The following is a 15,188-nucleotide window of genomic DNA, read 5'->3' as shown; positions in this document are numbered from 1 at the left end:
CTATATTCCCAGTCACCTGGATTCGACTAACATCGAACCGACGGTAAAACCCAGAGGCACAGCATGAGCACCCAACACCTCGATTCCCGAACGCCCGAATGGCATGACGACAAGCGATGGCTGTGGTTGCTCGGGCCAGGCATTCCATTGCTGGTGCTGACAGCTCTAAGCGTATTCTGGCTCAGCGGACAGGGGGCGGCGCTGGTCTGGATCGGGCCCGTGCTGGTGTACCTGGTCATTCCGCTGCTGGACATCGGCTGCGGCGAGGACCGGCAGAATCCGCCCGAGTCCGTGATCGCTTCACTGGAACAGGATCGTTACTACCGGGTATTGGTGGCCGCTTACCTGCCCAGCCAGTTCGCCATCACCGTGTTGGGGTGCGCTTTGGTGGCCAGCCAATCGCTCCCACTCTGGCATCTGATCGGGCTGGTGTTGACGGTTGGCACCATAAACGGCATCGGCATCAACAGCGCGCACGAACTCGGCCACAAGAAAACGCGCTGGGAACGCGGACTGGCGCGACTGGCGTTTGTTCCGGTGGCCTACGGCCACTTCTTTATCGAGCACAACCAGGGCCACCATGTCCGCGTCGCCACACCTGAGGATCCTGCCAGCGCCCGCATGGGCGAGAGCTTCTGGCGGTTCCTGCCACGCACCCTGTTGGGCAGTGTGCGGTCGGCCTGGCGCATCGAACGGCTGCGTCTGGAGCGGGCAGGATCCGGTGCCTTTTCATGGGGCAACCGGGTCCTTCAGAGCCTATTGTTGACCACCCTGTTCTTCGGTGGCCTGACCGCCCTGTTCGGCTGGTCCGTCCTGCCCTTCCTGTTGCTGCAGGCTCTGTACGGCATCTCCCTACTGGAAGTGATCAACTACATCGAGCACTACGGTCTGTTGCGCGAGCGAGGCGCCAATGGCCAATACGAACGCTGCCAGCCCCGCCATTCCTGGAACAGCAACCATCGCGTAACCAACCTGGTGCTTTACCATTTGCAGCGTCATTCGGACCATCACGCGAATCCGACCCGACGCTATCAATCGCTGCGCCATTTCGATGAAAGCCCGCAATTGCCCTCGGGTTACGCCAGCCTGCTGATTCCGGCCTACCTGCCGTTCTGGTGGTTCCGGTTGATGGACAAGCGGGTGCATCGCCACTATGACGGCGATATCCGCCGGGCGAACCTGCAGCCGGGTCGGACTCGCACTCTGCTGCGGCGCTGGCCACCCCCGACCAAAGTACCGGGTCAGGCCACTTGACGGTTTGCGCGCCTTGGCGCAACGTGATTCCGCCTAAAACAAGAATCAGGGTGTCCCATGAACGATTTGATCCACGCCTTGCAGGACCTGCTGGGCGCCCATCAGGTATTGACCGGCGACGATGTCCGCCAGCGGGCCGTCAGTTGGTTCGACCACAGCCCGAACCAGGCCGGCGCCATCATCCGTCCCGCGTCCACCGAAGAAGTCGCCCAAGCGCTGTCGTTATGCCATGAGGCCGGCATATCGATTGTCCCCATGGGTGGATTGACCGGTGTCGTCGATGGCGTGCGAGCAACTCCGAACCAGATCGGCCTGTCGCTCGAGCGCCTGACCGGGATAGAACCGATCGATGTGGACAGCCGCACCCTTACCGTCGAAGCCGGCGTCCCCTTGCAGAAAGTGCATGAAATCGCCGAAGAACACGGCCTGCATTTCCCCGTCGATCTCGGTGCACGGGGGTCGTGCACCATCGGCGGTATGGCCTCGACCAATGCCGGTGGCAACGAGGTTTTGCGCTACGGCATGATGCGCGAGCAGATTCTCGGGCTGGAAGCCGTGCTGGCCGACGGCCGCGTGGTTTCCAACCTGCGCCCGCTGATGAAAAACAACACCGGTTACGACCTGAAGCAACTCTTCATCGGCAGCGAAGGCACGCTGGGCATCGTCACCCGGGTCACACTCAAACTGCGCCCGCTGCACCACAGCTTGAGCACCGCCTGGGTCGCGGTGGATGAGTTCGCCAACCTGTCGCGTTTATTGCGTCAACTGGAACGCCAACTGGGCGGCCGGCTCAGTGCGTTTGAAGTGATGTGGCGCGACCACGCCGAACTGATGGCCGGTGACGACAGCCCGCACACTCTGCCACTGGAAGACAAGGCGCCCTATTACGTGCTGATTCAGGCGGCCAACTATCACGAATCCGAATCCGCCACCTTCGAGGCCGCGCTGGAAACCGCCTTCGAACAGAACCTGATCACCGACGCCGCCGTGGCCAGTTCCCAGGCCCAGCAAGCCAAGATGTGGGCCATACGGGACGACATCGAACGTTTGACCAAAAAACTGGCTCCCTACGCCGCCTTCGACATCAGCCTGCCGATCAAGCACATGGAACCCTATGTCGACACACTCAAATCGGAGCTGACCGCGCAATGGCCGGCCGCCAAATTGATCGTGTTCGGTCATCTGGGCGATGGTAACCTGCACATCTTCATCAATGTCGGCGACGCCATGGACGATTCGAACCGGCACGCCATCGAGTCCATCGTGTATTCACCGCTGCAGCATGTCAGTGGTTCCATCTCAGCCGAGCATGGTATCGGATTGGAAAAGAAAGCGTATTTGGCATTGAGTCGCAGCGAGACTGAAATCGCGCTCATGTGGCAACTCAAACAGGCGCTGGATCCCATGGGTGTTCTCAATCCCGGTGTCATTTTCGACTGACCACCGCCGGCCGCTCGACTCCACTCGCCCCCGGGCACACAGTAGGTTGGATTAGCCGCAGGCGTAATCCAACGTGGCTACGGTGGTAATTACCCACCCCATGGCTTGGACCGTTGGATTACGCCCTTCGGGCTAATCCAACCTACTCACTAACCGCGCGCCCTTGGCACGATCTCTGCAATTTCCTGCCGACTCCCGGACGATGGCCGCCGATGTGCGTGTCGGCCGTCCGGAATAACGCGCCCCGCCCATAACGAACGCACCAAAACAAAGCGCCGGCGCACCAAAAAGACACAATCCCATGTCCGCATCACAGAAAATATTCAAGGTCCGACGCCACTACAACAAATGGGTCGCGGATCAGACGCTCGAAGATTACGCGCTGCGATTCACCGCCCATTCCGGTCGGCGGATGAGCATCGAGCGGGTCGGCCACACGGCGCTCGGGGCCACGGCTTTCCTGGCGCTGGAAGGCATCGCCGCGGCTGTGACCTTGAACTATGGCTTCATCAACACCGTCAGCGCCATGCTGGTGGTGTGCCTGTTGTTTTTCATCACCGGTTTTCCAATCACTTACTACTCGGCCAAACACGGGCTGGACATCGATCTGCTGACGCGAGGTGCCGGTTTCGGGTATCTCGGCTCAACGCTGACGTCTCTGATCTATGCGTCTTTCACCTTTATCTTTTTTGCCATCGAAGCGGCGATTCTGGCGTCCGCGTTGAAAGCCTTGCTCGGCATTCCGCTGCCACTCGGGTATTTCCTCTGCGCTGTGGCCGTGATTCCCATCGTCACCCACGGCATCAAGGCCATAAGCCGGTTTCAGGCCGGGACCCAGTGGCTGTGGTTGCTGTTGCAATGCTCGGCCCTGGTGGTCGTGGTTGTTCACGACTACCAACAGATTCCGGATTGGACGCAGTATGCGCCGGCCAAAACCCCCGGCAGCGATCACTTCGATCTGGTGTTGTTCGGAGCGGCGGCCTCGGTCTTTTTCGCGCTGGTGGCGCAAATCGGCGAGCAGGTCGACTACCTGCGTTTTATGCCGCAAAAAACGAAGGCCAACGCGCGGCGTTGGTGGTTCTGGTTGATTCTCGCGGGCCCCGGCTGGGTGCTGTTCGGGTTGATCAAGATGCTGTTGGGTTCCTTCCTCGCCTTTCTGGCGATTCGTAATGGCCTGCCGGCCGAACAGGCCTCCGACCCGACACAGATGTACCGCACCGTCTTTCTGTACCTGACACAGACTCCGGCGCTGGCGCTGATTCTGGCGGCCTTGATGGTCATCGTCTCGCAGATGAAGATTAACGTGACCAATGCCTATGCCGGGTCCATCGCCTGGTCCAATTTCTTCTCGCGGTTGACGCACAGTCACCCCGGCCGGGTGGTCTGGCTGGTGTTCAACGTAACCATCGCCCTGATCCTGATGGAGCTCGGCATTTACCAGTCGCTGGAAGCCATCCTCGGTGTTTTCGCCATCGTCGCCGTCAGTTGGTTGTGTTCCCTGTCGGCGGATTTGCTGATCAACAAACCTCTGGGGTTGAGCCCGTCTTACGTCGAATTCAAACGGGCGCACCTGTACGACATCAATCCGGTCGGCCTCGGTTCGATGATGCTGGCGACGACACTCGGCATGCTGAGCTACCTGGGCGCCTTCGGGGAAACACTCAGCCACCTGGCGCATTTCGTCAGCCTGGCCACCTGCTTCATCAGTGTACCGGCACTCGCCTGGTTAACCCGGGGTCGTTTTTATCTGGCCCGGCAATCGCCCGAATTGATACCGATGGATCGCGAAGCCGAATCCCCCGGCCGATACACCACTCTGACCTGCGGTCTGTGCGAGAACGATTTCGAGGTGGAGGACATCAGTTATTGTTCGGCCTACGAACTGCCCATTTGTTCACTGTGTTGCTCGCTGGATGTGCGCTGCCTCGACAGCTGCAAACCCAAGGCCCGATTGTCGCGACAATTATTCGACGGCTTGAGCCTGGTTTTACCGAAGCGCGCGGTACGCTGGGTCAATTCCCGACTGGGCCGATTCGTCGCTTTGTTACTGTTGATCAACGTCTTGTTGGCCGCCTTGCTGGCTGTGATCTATCGACAACTGGTCCCGGACGACCTGGCCGGCACACTGCTGTTGCAGCAAACGCTGTGGACTTTGTTTTTCACACTGCTGATCGTATCCGGCGTCATCGCCTGGTTGTTTTTACTAGCGCACGAAAGCCGGGTTGTGGCGCAAAAGGAATCGAACCGGCAGACGCAAAAACTGACGCAGGAAATCGAAGCCCACCACGCCACCGACCAGGCGTTGCAACGCGCCAAGGAACTGGCCGAACGCGCCAACGCGGCCAAGAGCCGATACCTGACCGGGCTCAGTCACGAACTGCGCACGCCCTTGCAATCCATCCTCGGTTACGCGCAGTTGTTGTCCGACCGACCGGACACACCGGAACGACACCGGCACGGTCTGTCGATCATTCATCGCAGTGGCCAGTACCTGACCGACCTGATCGAAGGGCTGCTCGATGTCTCGAAAATCGAGGCCGGCCGACTGGACCTTTATCGCAACCGAGTCGACCTGCCCGAGCTTATCGATCAGCTCGCCAACATGTTCGCCATGCAGGCGCGGGACAAGGGCATCCAATGTCATTGCACGATACACGACCCGCTGCCGCGCGAAGTCAATACGGATGAAAAACGGCTGCGCCAGATCCTGATCAACCTGCTCTCGAATGCGATCAAATACACGGCCGAGGGCGAAGTGCATCTGGACATTCGCTATCGCAACCAGGTCGCCGAGTTCACCATCCGCGACAGCGGCGCCGGCATTCCGCCCGATGCATTGGAGCGCATTTTCGATCCTTTCGAGCGCGTGCGTAACGCCGATACTCCGAACGTTCCCGGAACCGGTCTGGGCCTGACCATCGTGAAACTGCTGACCGAAATAATGGGCGGGCATCTGGACGTGACGAGCGATCTGGGTCATGGCAGTTGCTTCACCGTCAGCCTGATGTTGCCCTGGGTTACGGACGCGGCGCCCAAGCCGATTCGGCCACAGCGGGTGGTCGGTTACGAAGGCCGGCCGTTGACGTTGTGTCTGGTCGACGACGACCCGGTATTGCGCGGTCTATTGTCCGATCTGTTGATTCCGTTGGGCTTCACCACGCTCGAAGCGCACGATGCCCAAACCTGCCTGGCCATGCTCGACCGGGTCACGCCCGATCTCTTCCTGCTCGACATCTCCATGCCCGGCATGAACGGCCTGGAGCTGGCCCGGACGTTACGACAGTCGGACAATGAACGCATTCGCTCGGCCCCTATCGTCATGCTGTCGGCCGATGCCCAGGACCATCAGCGTGACCCGAACGCTCAGGCCGACTACAACGGTTACCTGATCAAACCGGTCGGTAACCTGCCGTTGCTCGACCAACTCGCGCAACACCTGCGCATCAGCTGGATCTACCAGGACGATGCGCCGAACCCACCCAATACCGTGGGTCTCGCCAACACTCCGACGCTGTCGATCCCGGACCACCCGCTGATCCATGAATTGAAAGCCTGCGCCGACATCGGCTATACCCGGGGCGTCCGTACAGCCCTGGAACGCCTGACCGACAGTAGCGTGTTGAGCGACGCCACGCTGAACCATCTGACCACCTTGAGCCAGTCGCTGCAGTTCGAACAACTGGCCCAGAGTTTGGAGGTTGAACCGTCATGACACCCCAGATCCAACGCACCGACGTCGTTCTCGTCGTCGACGATTCACCGGATGCGCTGAGCCTGATCAACGATGCCCTGGAGACCGCAGGCCTGGACGTGCTGGTCGCACTGGAGGGCAAACAGGCGCTGACCATCGCCCGTCGCATCCGGCCCGACATTATTCTGCTGGACGCCGTCATGCCGCACCTCGATGGGTTCGACACCTGCCGGGCGTTGAAAACCGACCCCGAGTTGGCCGCCATCCCGGTGATCTTCATGACCGGTCTGACCGACCCCGAGGACATCGTTCGCGGTCTGAACACCGGCGGCGTCGACTACCTGACCAAACCGATCAATCCGGAGGAGTTGCTCGCCCGGATGCGGGTGCACCTGAACAACGCCCGGCTGACCAACAGCGCCCAGACGGCGCTGGACCGTACCGGCCAAACGCTGTTGACCGTCGATGCGCAAGGCCAGATCCGGTGGGCCACGCCCCAGGCGCATGCCCTGTTGGCTCGCGCACAGGGTTCGGATAGTTGGCAACAGGGAGAACTGGCCGAACAGGTTGCGCAATGGCTGAGCCACGGCCCGGAGCCGGAGCATCAACTCGGTTTGACCGGTCTCGACCAGCCGTTGAGTGTCCGCCTGATCGCCCGGCAGGACAACGGCGAGACCCTGTTGAAACTGATCGAGGATGAACACGCCAGTGGCCCTCGGCGGCTCAAGGAAACTTTGGGTCTGACGGACCGTGAATCCCAGGTGCTGTACTGGGTCGCCAACGGCAAGACCAACCGGGAGGTGGCGCAAATTCTGGAGATGAGCCCGCGTACGGTGAACAAACACCTGGAGACGATCTTTCACAAGCTGGAGGTCGACAACCGAACGTCGGCGGCCGGCATCGCCCTGCGCAAACTGGCGATGTTATAGCCCTCGATCCATCTCACCCAGATTATTCAGCGACTCATCGTGCAAACTGACCAACAAAGGCGCGCCGTCATCATTCACACGAAAACGCCCGTAGCGGGCCGCCTCGTACCGGTCGGCCGTGCCTTCCCGGAAGAAAAAGGCATTGGTCGCGATCTTCACCCAGTGGTTCCGGATCCGATACTGCAGACGGATTTCGTTTTCCGCCAACGGCGCATCGGCGTCATCCAGTCGAACGAATTGCGCTACCCGATTCTCATCGAGACGCACGATCGCGGTACCATTCACCGTTGCCGAGGTATTCTGCCGGGCATTGCGGATATCGTTTTGCAACGCAAACCGCAATGCCATGTAATCGCCCTGCATCAACGAACGCGGGTCGACCGGCGCCAGCTCCAGATAGACCACTTCGCCCATCGCCAGGTGATACTCCTTCATGGCGATGGACAGATTGACCAAGACCAACACCACCAGCGCCGAGGCAACCACCCAGACCTTACGCATCGTTCACCTCCCGCCCCAACCAACGAACCAGAGCCCAGCGTACGAGCAGCAGTACAGCACCAAGACCGAACAGCGTGGCCGCTTTGATCAGCAAGGTCACCTCCAGCCAATAGTAATAGCTCGACACCGCCAACAGTGAGGCTGCGATTCCGAGCCCCATCAACAACCGATTGGACACCGCGAACCCCAATACCAGCAAGACAACCGCCGGCACCAGGCCAACGATTTCCAGCGACAACAGACCGATGCCTATGGACGCGAAGAAGGCCAGCGTGATCACCTTGGAGTCGACCTGCCAGTCGACCCGCTGAAATATCGCCACCAGCAATAACACCAATGCCAATAACGCGATGCCATTATCCACCCAGGTTGTCCATTGAGGGATCTGGCTGGGCCAGATCTCGTCGGCCCAACCGAAGCGAAGAAACAGCCCGATAATCACCACCCCCAACGCCAGGCCATATCCCAGCGCCTGAAAGGCCCGAGCCCAACGAGGCACCCGAAATTCATTCAGCCAAAGCACCACCAAGGCCAGCAAGGGCACTCCCGCCGGTGACGCCAACCAGCCACTCATGTACATGGCCACACCGAAGGCAAGACAGGCAAATCCCATCGTGACCACACGGTGGATGAAGTTGGGCATGGCTATCGCCAGAAACAACTGAATCGCACACAGAGCCGCCCAGAACAGGCTGTTCAGATCGAAATTCAGCTGGTCGCTGAGCGCCCAGGCGATCAATAATTGACCGGCCAGACTGACCGCAAGACCCAGGTGCTCAACAAAATCGTTACCGGCCAGCCGGAACAATCCGTAGGCACACACAAGACAGATCACCCCCACAACCGAGGCACCGCCCGCCTCGCGGACCACCGATTCCAGTGCCAGACCGAGGAAACCGAGAATAAACAGGGACGCCAGCCAGCCGGAAAGCGCCAACAGCGTTTTTACGAACCAGGGGGATTCGGGCTCCACCGGCTGTACCGGCCCTACAGGAACACCGGCCGCCTGAAGTCGGTCGGCCAAGTCGTGTGACGATTGGGTCATGCGCTCACCTCCTTGTGCAGGGTGTTCAACCAATGGGCCGACGCCGCCCCGAGGCCGAGTATAACCAGTGCGATGATCCCGAAGCCCGCCATCTCATTACCTTCGAAGACATAGCGAGCCAGCAAAGCGGTAACCACCAGCGTCGCCGATAGGCAGCCACCGGCCAACATGAACAGGTCGAGACGCCAGCGCCGGTAGGCTACATACAACCCGGCCAGCCAGAGCCCGTAAGCCAGCAAAGGCATGGCTTCGGGGTGGCGATCGTTAAACACGGCGAGCAGCGTCAACCAGGTAATGGCGGTACCGGCCGCGACCGCAACCAGGCGCCGTGCCCAGTCCACGGCCAGCCAGGTCCAGCGCAACGCGGCCGCTTCCCAGACCCCCAGAACCAGCACATTGAACAGAAACAGCAGCCAATACATCGACCAGGCGCTTTCGAACATCAGGCCGAACAGACCGAACGACTGGAAATACAACACCCCGGAGAGGTTTAACAAGGCGACCCAGACCACCCAGAGAATGACCGCCCGGCCAAGCAAAGCCCAAGGCAGCATCAACACCGCCCAGGCGAAGAACAATTGCCAGGGGTCGGCTCCGGTCTGATACACCTGTCCGACCAGCGCCAGCAACGCACCCAGCGACAACGTCGCCGCCAGCAAGGCAGCCTGTGCCGCGATGCGGTGATGCTCCCAGCGCACATAGGCTGCCACAGCCAGCAGTATCGCCACCTCGACAATCCCGAAGCGCGCGAATCGCCCCCACGCATCCCAGTTATACGCTACAAAAAACACGACCGACGCGGCCAGTGCGAGGCTGGCCATCCAGAGCAGCAAGCGGTCCAGAAATCGATACCAGTCGGCACCGCCGGGATAGAGGCCGGAAGACGTTAAAGCCTTCTGTATATCCTTCGGTGCCAGGGCGTCCTGTTTGATCAGATCAATGAATTGTCGGCGGGTCGATGCCACGAGTCTCTCCTTGGGTGTCGCGTCTTATTGTTGTATCGCGCATTCGGACAGTTTATGCGACCCGGGCTAAAAAATAACCCGCTTTGATCGAACAATTGTGATGCAAATTCAAGGGTGCCCCACTATTTGGTGACTTTGTGTGATCAATCACATCTTACTCAGCCGCCCTTGCTAACCTCGCCGACGCATCCAGCACAAAAACAACAATGGAAGCACTGTTATGACAACAATAATGAACGCAGTTGGTCCCAAGGCAAGGGCCCTATCAACTTTCTATCGACTGAAGATTGCCTGTGTGTTCCTGCTCGCCGGCGCCCTTGTGGGCTGCGGCGGACCCGGCGGACTGGCCAGTAACGCGCGTGTCTCCGACGCCGACAACGACCAGGTGGTCGCCATCGGCGATTCGATTTTCGCACTGTCGGGCAAGCTGCAGGATAACCTCGAAGACTATGCCGGTGAATCGTTCCGACGCTATACCCTGTCGGGCGCCGAGCTGGCCGGCGGCATCATCGCCACCTCGATCGTCGATCAGTATGCCATCGCCAAAGACGACAATCCGGCCATCGACACCATCGTGATGGACGGCGGCGGCAACGACATTCTGATTCCCGCCATCATGCTCGACCCTTACGACTGCAAGACCCAGTGGTACGAATTCGGCAGACTCAGTCAGAGCTGTAAAAACCTGGTCGACGATGTCTATGTCGACGCGGTCAACCTGCTGAACCGGATGCAATCCGACGGCGTCGACAACGTGGTATTCGTCGGTTATTACCACACCAAAAATGCGCTGTTGTTGCTCGACAGCATGGAGGAAGCGATCGACTACGGTGACCTGCGTCTGTCCCAGGCGTGCGCGTATTCCGTTGCGGACTGCACCTTTGTCGACCCGCGCGACAGCATTAACGACAGCGACATCATTGTCGACGGCATCCACCCGAACAGCAGCGGCTCCCAAAAGCTCGCCGACCTGACCTGGCCGGTGCTCGAACCCCTGCTGTAAACCCTCCCTCTGTGTTGGATGCACGGGGTGGCTCGACCGAGCCACCCCGACCGGTAGTCAAAACAACAATAACGATGATGACCCAGGATTCTCACCATGCTCATCAAGACTCTGACCCTGGTCGCAACGCTCGCCATCGCCGCCGGTGGTGCTACCTGGTATCGATTGAACAGTCCGAAACCGGACGCCCTGGTCGGGACGACCGTGTCGCCCCAGCCGACGAATATCGAACAACCGCTTAAAACTGCGAACACAACGAACCGTCAAGCATCGGCGAATACCGAGTCGCCCCGGGATTTCGTGGACGCCCTGGCCCGTGAACTGAAGGCGGAGTTCGGGCCTCGCATCGAGGAAGTCAGCATCCAGGCCCGGCTCTATCGCATCCGCCTGGATGTCATGGAACGCTTTCCGGCCTCAGGCCTGAACGACTTCAACAGCGCAATACGACAGGCCTTTCCCGACCATGCCCGGGCCATCCTCGCCCTGATGGACAAGTTGGACCGCTACAACGACTGGCTGGACCGGGAAACCGCCGCGCTTATGGATCTCGCCCCGCTCGAACGACACGGCACCCTTTGGGCCAAACGACGCGAACTGTTCGGTGACGACGCCGACCTGATCTGGGCCGATGAACGTAACAAACTGGCCCGCAAACAGGAGGAAATGCAAACCCTGCTGGCCGAACTGAACCAGGCCGAGCACAGCACACTCGATGAAACCCTCTATCAATTGGAAACTCGCATGAAAGACACTCTGGGCGAGGACCTGGCCCAGTACGGGGACGTTAACAGCGTCATTACGAAAGTGTTTTTCGGATTGACTTCCGTCCAGAAAACGCTGAAAGCATTACCGCCTGAACAGCGGCAGAATGAAATCGACGACATTCGCCGGCAAATGGGCTACAGCGAAGAACAGGTGGAGCGGCTGCACAAACGGGACCAGGAACGAAACCGACGCTGGAACAACGGCCACGCCTACATGGCCGAGCGCGAAACCCTGGTATCGACCCTGACCGGTGATGAACGGCGCCGGGCTTTGAATGACCTGAGAGAACAGTATTTCGGCGTCGAGGCGAAAACCATTCGGCTCGAAGAGGAAAACGGCTTCTTCCGCTACGAACGACCGCGCGTATACGGCCGGAACTGAGGCAAAGCCCCCTTCCTTGTCGCGTAAAGGGATGAAAAAGGTTAATCTTGGCGCGAATCAACCCCCTGTAATTCAACGCCATTGACCACACCTACTGATTTGAGGGGCCTCCTTAGCCCCTTTGTCCAATCCATCCTGTGAAAGAAAGGAGGGCCGCTATGAGCCCGGAAGACCAAAAAGCCCTGTCCAACCTGTCGGCCGAAGAGCGGTACGACTATCTGTTGGACGCCATCATCAAGAACGAACAGGTATGGACTTTGCAAAGTGTCGACGGCGTCGTGCTGATGTCGTCCGACCGGGTGGAATGCCTGCCCATCTGGCCACATGCCGAACTGGCCAAGGAATGGGCAAGCGGTGACTGGGACGATTGCTACCCGGCCTCGATCGATCTGGATTCCTGGATGAGCCGCTGGTTACCGGGCATGGAGGAAGATGGCTATTCGCTGGCGATGTTCCCGAGCGTGAACGAGGAAGGCATTGTCATGACCCCCGCCGAACTCAGAGACCAGTTGGAAACCGAAGACTGACGCTCGCTACAGTGCACTCGGGCGGCCACACCCCGATGCGGCCGTTCGGATTCAAGCCACCGGGCTTTCCACCGCCGCATCGGTCGGGAAGCTGATGCGGAACACGGTGCCGGTTTTCTTGCTCACATAAGTCAGGGTGCCGCCCATGCCTTCGATCAAGGCCTTGATCACCGACAGTTTCATGCCGTGGCCGTTACTGTCCCCGGCGTCGTCGCTGCGAGAGCGGAACCAGCGGGAAAGACGACGACGGGTCGCATCCGGCAGGCCCGGCCCCTGATCCCGAATGGACACCTCACACCATTGACCGTATTGACGTACGCTGACCTCCACCTGGGTGCCGGCCGGCGACGCTTCAATCGCGTTGGTCATGACCGTGGTCATTGCCTGCCGGAAGCGGCGGGCATCCAGAACGCAGCGGACCTCGGGCTCGATCTGGCCAGCCACCAACACAACGCCCCGGGTCTCGGCCATGCCCGACAGAGCGTGCATGGCTTCTTCCACCAGATCCGTCATCCGATGGGAAGCGGGCTGATAGTCCACGATTCCCGCCCCGGCCCACTCATATTTGGCCAACTCATCCACACGGGTAAGGACCCACTCGGCATTCCGATGCGCCAATTCGATCATCTGACGGGTTGTGGGCTGCAGTTCGCCTTCCTTGCCCTTCACCAGCAGGGACAGCGCATTCAGGATATTGTTCAACGGCGTGCGAACTTCCTGGCTGACGGTGGACACCAGGGTTTCTTTCAGACGCTCGGACTCTTCCCGCAGCGCCCGTTCCTGACCCTGTTGCTTGAGCCAGGCACGAATGGCCACGCCGACCAGGGCCACCATCACAGCCAGTAGGCTGTAGGCACTCAGGCGGAACAACCAGGTGAACATGTCCCCGTCCCGGGGCTGAAAGCGCAGTCGCCAGGTCGCCCCCGGCACGGTGATGACACTGGTGTACTGGGTCCGCTCCAGGTCCACCGGTTCGCCCCAGAGGACTTCGGGTTCGCCACCGCGCAGTCGGTACAGCTGAATGTCGACGTTCTGGTTCTGGCTGGCCTGCTCCAGAATCCGGAAGACGACCGGGGCATCCATCACCGTACTGACCAGCCCCCAGTATTGACCATCCACAAAGACCGGGGCTCGATAGACCAGGCCGCGTCCTCCCTGAACCAGCGATACCGGTCCCGCCAGCACCGGTTTACCGCTGTCCATGACCGCCTGCACCTCGGGCCACTGCTCCGGCAAATCTGGATAGTACAAACCCATGGCGGCCTCATTGCCTTGCAGCGGATACAGATACTGGATGCGATTGTCGGGCGCGACGCCGATGTTCAGGATGGCTTCGTCCTGTTCGAGCATCCGCGACAGCCAACGGGTCATCTCGCCCCCGTCGATATCGCCTTTCTGACTTTCGATGTAGGTGACCAGGCCGGTCGACAGGAACAGGGCCGACGACAGACGGGCTTCCATCTGGGCACGGACGTCGGCACCGACCTGCACCAGACGCTGATACTGGTCCTGACGACGCTGCTCGCCAATCTCCCAATGCAGAAACTCGACCAGCGCCACGCCGGCCAGAGCGATCACGGCCAACCACCGCAGCCAGCGACCAGAATTTCGGAACATGAAAAGGGCTCCTCGCGTCCTTGAGGGAGGTGTCCGGGCAGTCCCTATTGACTTCGGCACCCTCCAGACCCCCAGTATGAACGACTCTCGCCAGAATGCGAACCAGTCCGCATTTTAGCGACATCAGGTTCGATTCAACAACCGACGCCCCTGGGACAACACCTCCCAGCCCAGTATGGCCACAACAACTGTCAACCCCAGGCGAATCGACAACTCCAGCGCCGATTGCAGCTTGACCAGGGTTTCCGGCAGGGGTTCGTTGGCGTAGACAAGCAATGCATCGGCCTGAATCGCATACAGCAACAGCCCCATCCAGATGAGATTGATCGCGATATCCATCGACCGGATTGACGGACGCCAATAATGACGGATCAGCTTGAAAGCGGCGAACACCAGATCGATGACCAGCAAAACATTGACCAACACCATCACAAAGACGCTGATCTCGGGTAAGGACCAGGCGTAGGTCTCCCCGGCATGTTCCACCCGCAGCGGCCACCGGACCGCACCGTTCCACCACAGCAGGGCCACCAGCGCGACCACCATGTCGAAGAGCGTTTCACCCACCGGAATCCGAACGCTGACATCCCGGCTGCGAAGCACCTCGGGACGCCAGTCGACCGCGCTACCAATGCGCTCACCGGTCCGCTCGAACACGGCGAAAACCAGAGTCAGGATACCGGCTACGACCAGCCAGGTCCCCGGGAAGGACGCCAACTGCTGTATTGTGGTCTGAATGTAGCCGCCTTCTCCCAGCGCGACCTTGACCACCCACAACAACAGATGCAGCGCCGCCACCAGCACGGTCGCGACCCGAAGACTGCGAATATAGGGAAGGTACAGATCCGGCCCGATGAGGTAGCGCTCCCCAATGAACCGACGGGCCATCTTCATCGGGGGCGGTTGCTGGCGCAGAAACGTCAGCTGGTGTTCTTCACTGCCTGTTTCATGCGACTGCTCCGCGTATTGCTCGCACAAGTCGTCGTAGAGTTCGTCCCCGACGGACCGGCGTTCCGCCGGGGGCAAGTACTCCGTTACGGCATCGCTATAGCGTCTGATCAAGTCCATGG

12 protein-coding genes are annotated in these 15,188 nt (G+C 59.9%); 7 read left to right on the top strand and 5 right to left on the bottom strand.

Annotation, left to right across the window (positions count from 1 at the left end; translation table 11 throughout):
* Positions 1-63 precede the first annotated feature (63 nt).
* The 4 genes from IE111_RS04115 (at position 64) to IE111_RS04100 (ending at position 7,314) form a co-directional block, all read left to right on the top strand.
* Entirely contained in the window at positions 64-1,254 is a 1,191-nt protein-coding gene (locus tag IE111_RS04115) for an alkane 1-monooxygenase (RefSeq protein ID WP_189607233.1), read from the top strand.
* Between the two features lie 57 nt (positions 1,255-1,311).
* Positions 1,312-2,694: an FAD-binding oxidoreductase gene (locus IE111_RS04110; RefSeq protein WP_189607232.1), complete on the top strand. Its 1,383-nt coding sequence runs from the start codon at positions 1,312-1,314 to the stop codon at positions 2,692-2,694.
* 301 nt (positions 2,695-2,995) lie between these two features.
* The gene (locus IE111_RS04105; protein ID WP_189607231.1) at positions 2,996-6,406 is read left to right on the top strand and encodes a hybrid sensor histidine kinase/response regulator; all 3,411 of its coding nucleotides are present in this window, start codon (positions 2,996-2,998) and stop codon (positions 6,404-6,406) included.
* Positions 6,403-7,314 (top strand): response regulator transcription factor, encoded by a 912-nt coding sequence (locus IE111_RS04100; protein ID WP_189607230.1) that lies wholly within the window; start codon positions 6,403-6,405, stop codon positions 7,312-7,314. The genes IE111_RS04105 and IE111_RS04100 overlap by 4 nt, the downstream gene beginning before the upstream one ends.
* Here the strand turns inward: IE111_RS04100 and IE111_RS04095 are convergent.
* From IE111_RS04095 to IE111_RS04085, 3 genes are read right to left on the bottom strand one after another with little or no spacing between them, the layout of a single operon-like run.
* Positions 7,309-7,815: a GDYXXLXY domain-containing protein gene (locus tag IE111_RS04095; protein ID WP_189607229.1), complete on the bottom strand. Its 507-nt coding sequence runs from the start codon at positions 7,813-7,815 to the stop codon at positions 7,309-7,311. The genes IE111_RS04100 and IE111_RS04095 overlap by 6 nt on opposite strands.
* A complete protein-coding gene (locus IE111_RS04090) occupies positions 7,808-8,860 on the bottom strand; it encodes a DUF4401 domain-containing protein (RefSeq protein ID WP_189607228.1) in 1,053 nt (350 codons plus the stop codon). The genes IE111_RS04095 and IE111_RS04090 overlap by 8 nt, the downstream gene beginning before the upstream one ends.
* Entirely contained in the window at positions 8,857-9,825 is a 969-nt protein-coding gene (locus IE111_RS04085; protein WP_189607227.1) for a DUF2157 domain-containing protein, read from the bottom strand. Before IE111_RS04085 ends, IE111_RS04090 begins: the two co-directional genes overlap by 4 nt.
* Before the next feature lie 232 nt (positions 9,826-10,057).
* Here IE111_RS04085 and IE111_RS04080 point away from each other — a divergent pair, with 232 nt between their 5' ends.
* From IE111_RS04080 to IE111_RS04070, 3 genes are all read left to right on the top strand, one after another.
* The gene (locus tag IE111_RS04080; RefSeq protein ID WP_229805212.1) at positions 10,058-10,828 is read left to right on the top strand and encodes an SGNH/GDSL hydrolase family protein; all 771 of its coding nucleotides are present in this window, start codon (positions 10,058-10,060) and stop codon (positions 10,826-10,828) included.
* A gap of 96 nt (positions 10,829-10,924) precedes the next feature.
* Positions 10,925-11,974, top strand: coding sequence for a hypothetical protein (locus IE111_RS04075; RefSeq protein ID WP_189607226.1), 1,050 nt, complete (start codon positions 10,925-10,927; stop codon positions 11,972-11,974).
* A 158-nt stretch (positions 11,975-12,132) separates the two neighbouring features.
* On the top strand, positions 12,133-12,501 hold the full coding sequence (locus tag IE111_RS04070; protein ID WP_189607225.1) for a DUF2750 domain-containing protein: 369 nt from the start codon (positions 12,133-12,135) through the stop codon (positions 12,499-12,501).
* 51 nt (positions 12,502-12,552) lie between these two features.
* Here the strand turns inward: IE111_RS04070 and IE111_RS04065 are convergent, their stop codons facing one another.
* Entirely contained in the window at positions 12,553-14,118 is a 1,566-nt protein-coding gene (locus IE111_RS04065) for a sensor histidine kinase (protein ID WP_189607224.1), read from the bottom strand.
* A gap of 123 nt (positions 14,119-14,241) precedes the next feature.
* Positions 14,242-15,186 (bottom strand): hypothetical protein, encoded by a 945-nt coding sequence (locus IE111_RS04060; protein WP_189607223.1) that lies wholly within the window; start codon positions 15,184-15,186, stop codon positions 14,242-14,244.
* Between the last annotated feature and the right edge of the window lie 2 nt (positions 15,187-15,188).

Origin of the sequence: Saccharospirillum salsuginis (assembly GCF_014651855.1) — a bacterium.
Lineage (GTDB): Bacteria > Pseudomonadota > Gammaproteobacteria > Pseudomonadales > Natronospirillaceae > Saccharospirillum > Saccharospirillum salsuginis.
Note: the sequence above shows the minus strand (reverse complement) of the source record. Positions and strands in the feature narration are given on the sequence as shown.

What these genes read in the sequence shown, in the direction of transcription:
- IE111_RS04115 (WP_189607233.1), top strand. Translation starts at nt 64, where the DNA reads ATGAGCACCCAACACCTCGATTCCCGAACGCCCGAATGGCATGACGAC.
- IE111_RS04110 (WP_189607232.1), top strand. Translation starts at nt 1,312, where the DNA reads ATGAACGATTTGATCCACGCCTTGCAGGACCTGCTGGGCGCCCATCAG.
- IE111_RS04105 (WP_189607231.1), top strand. Translation starts at nt 2,996, where the DNA reads ATGTCCGCATCACAGAAAATATTCAAGGTCCGACGCCACTACAACAAA.
- IE111_RS04100 (WP_189607230.1), top strand. Translation starts at nt 6,403, where the DNA reads ATGACACCCCAGATCCAACGCACCGACGTCGTTCTCGTCGTCGACGAT.
- IE111_RS04095 (WP_189607229.1), bottom strand. Translation starts at nt 7,815, where the DNA reads ATGCGTAAGGTCTGGGTGGTTGCCTCGGCGCTGGTGGTGTTGGTCTTG.
- IE111_RS04090 (WP_189607228.1), bottom strand. Translation starts at nt 8,860, where the DNA reads ATGACCCAATCGTCACACGACTTGGCCGACCGACTTCAGGCGGCCGGT.
- IE111_RS04080 (WP_229805212.1), top strand. Translation starts at nt 10,058, where the DNA reads ATGAACGCAGTTGGTCCCAAGGCAAGGGCCCTATCAACTTTCTATCGA.
- IE111_RS04075 (WP_189607226.1), top strand. Translation starts at nt 10,925, where the DNA reads ATGCTCATCAAGACTCTGACCCTGGTCGCAACGCTCGCCATCGCCGCC.
- IE111_RS04070 (WP_189607225.1), top strand. Translation starts at nt 12,133, where the DNA reads ATGAGCCCGGAAGACCAAAAAGCCCTGTCCAACCTGTCGGCCGAAGAG.
- IE111_RS04065 (WP_189607224.1), bottom strand. Translation starts at nt 14,118, where the DNA reads ATGTTCCGAAATTCTGGTCGCTGGCTGCGGTGGTTGGCCGTGATCGCT.
- IE111_RS04060 (WP_189607223.1), bottom strand. Translation starts at nt 15,186, where the DNA reads ATGGACTTGATCAGACGCTATAGCGATGCCGTAACGGAGTACTTGCCC.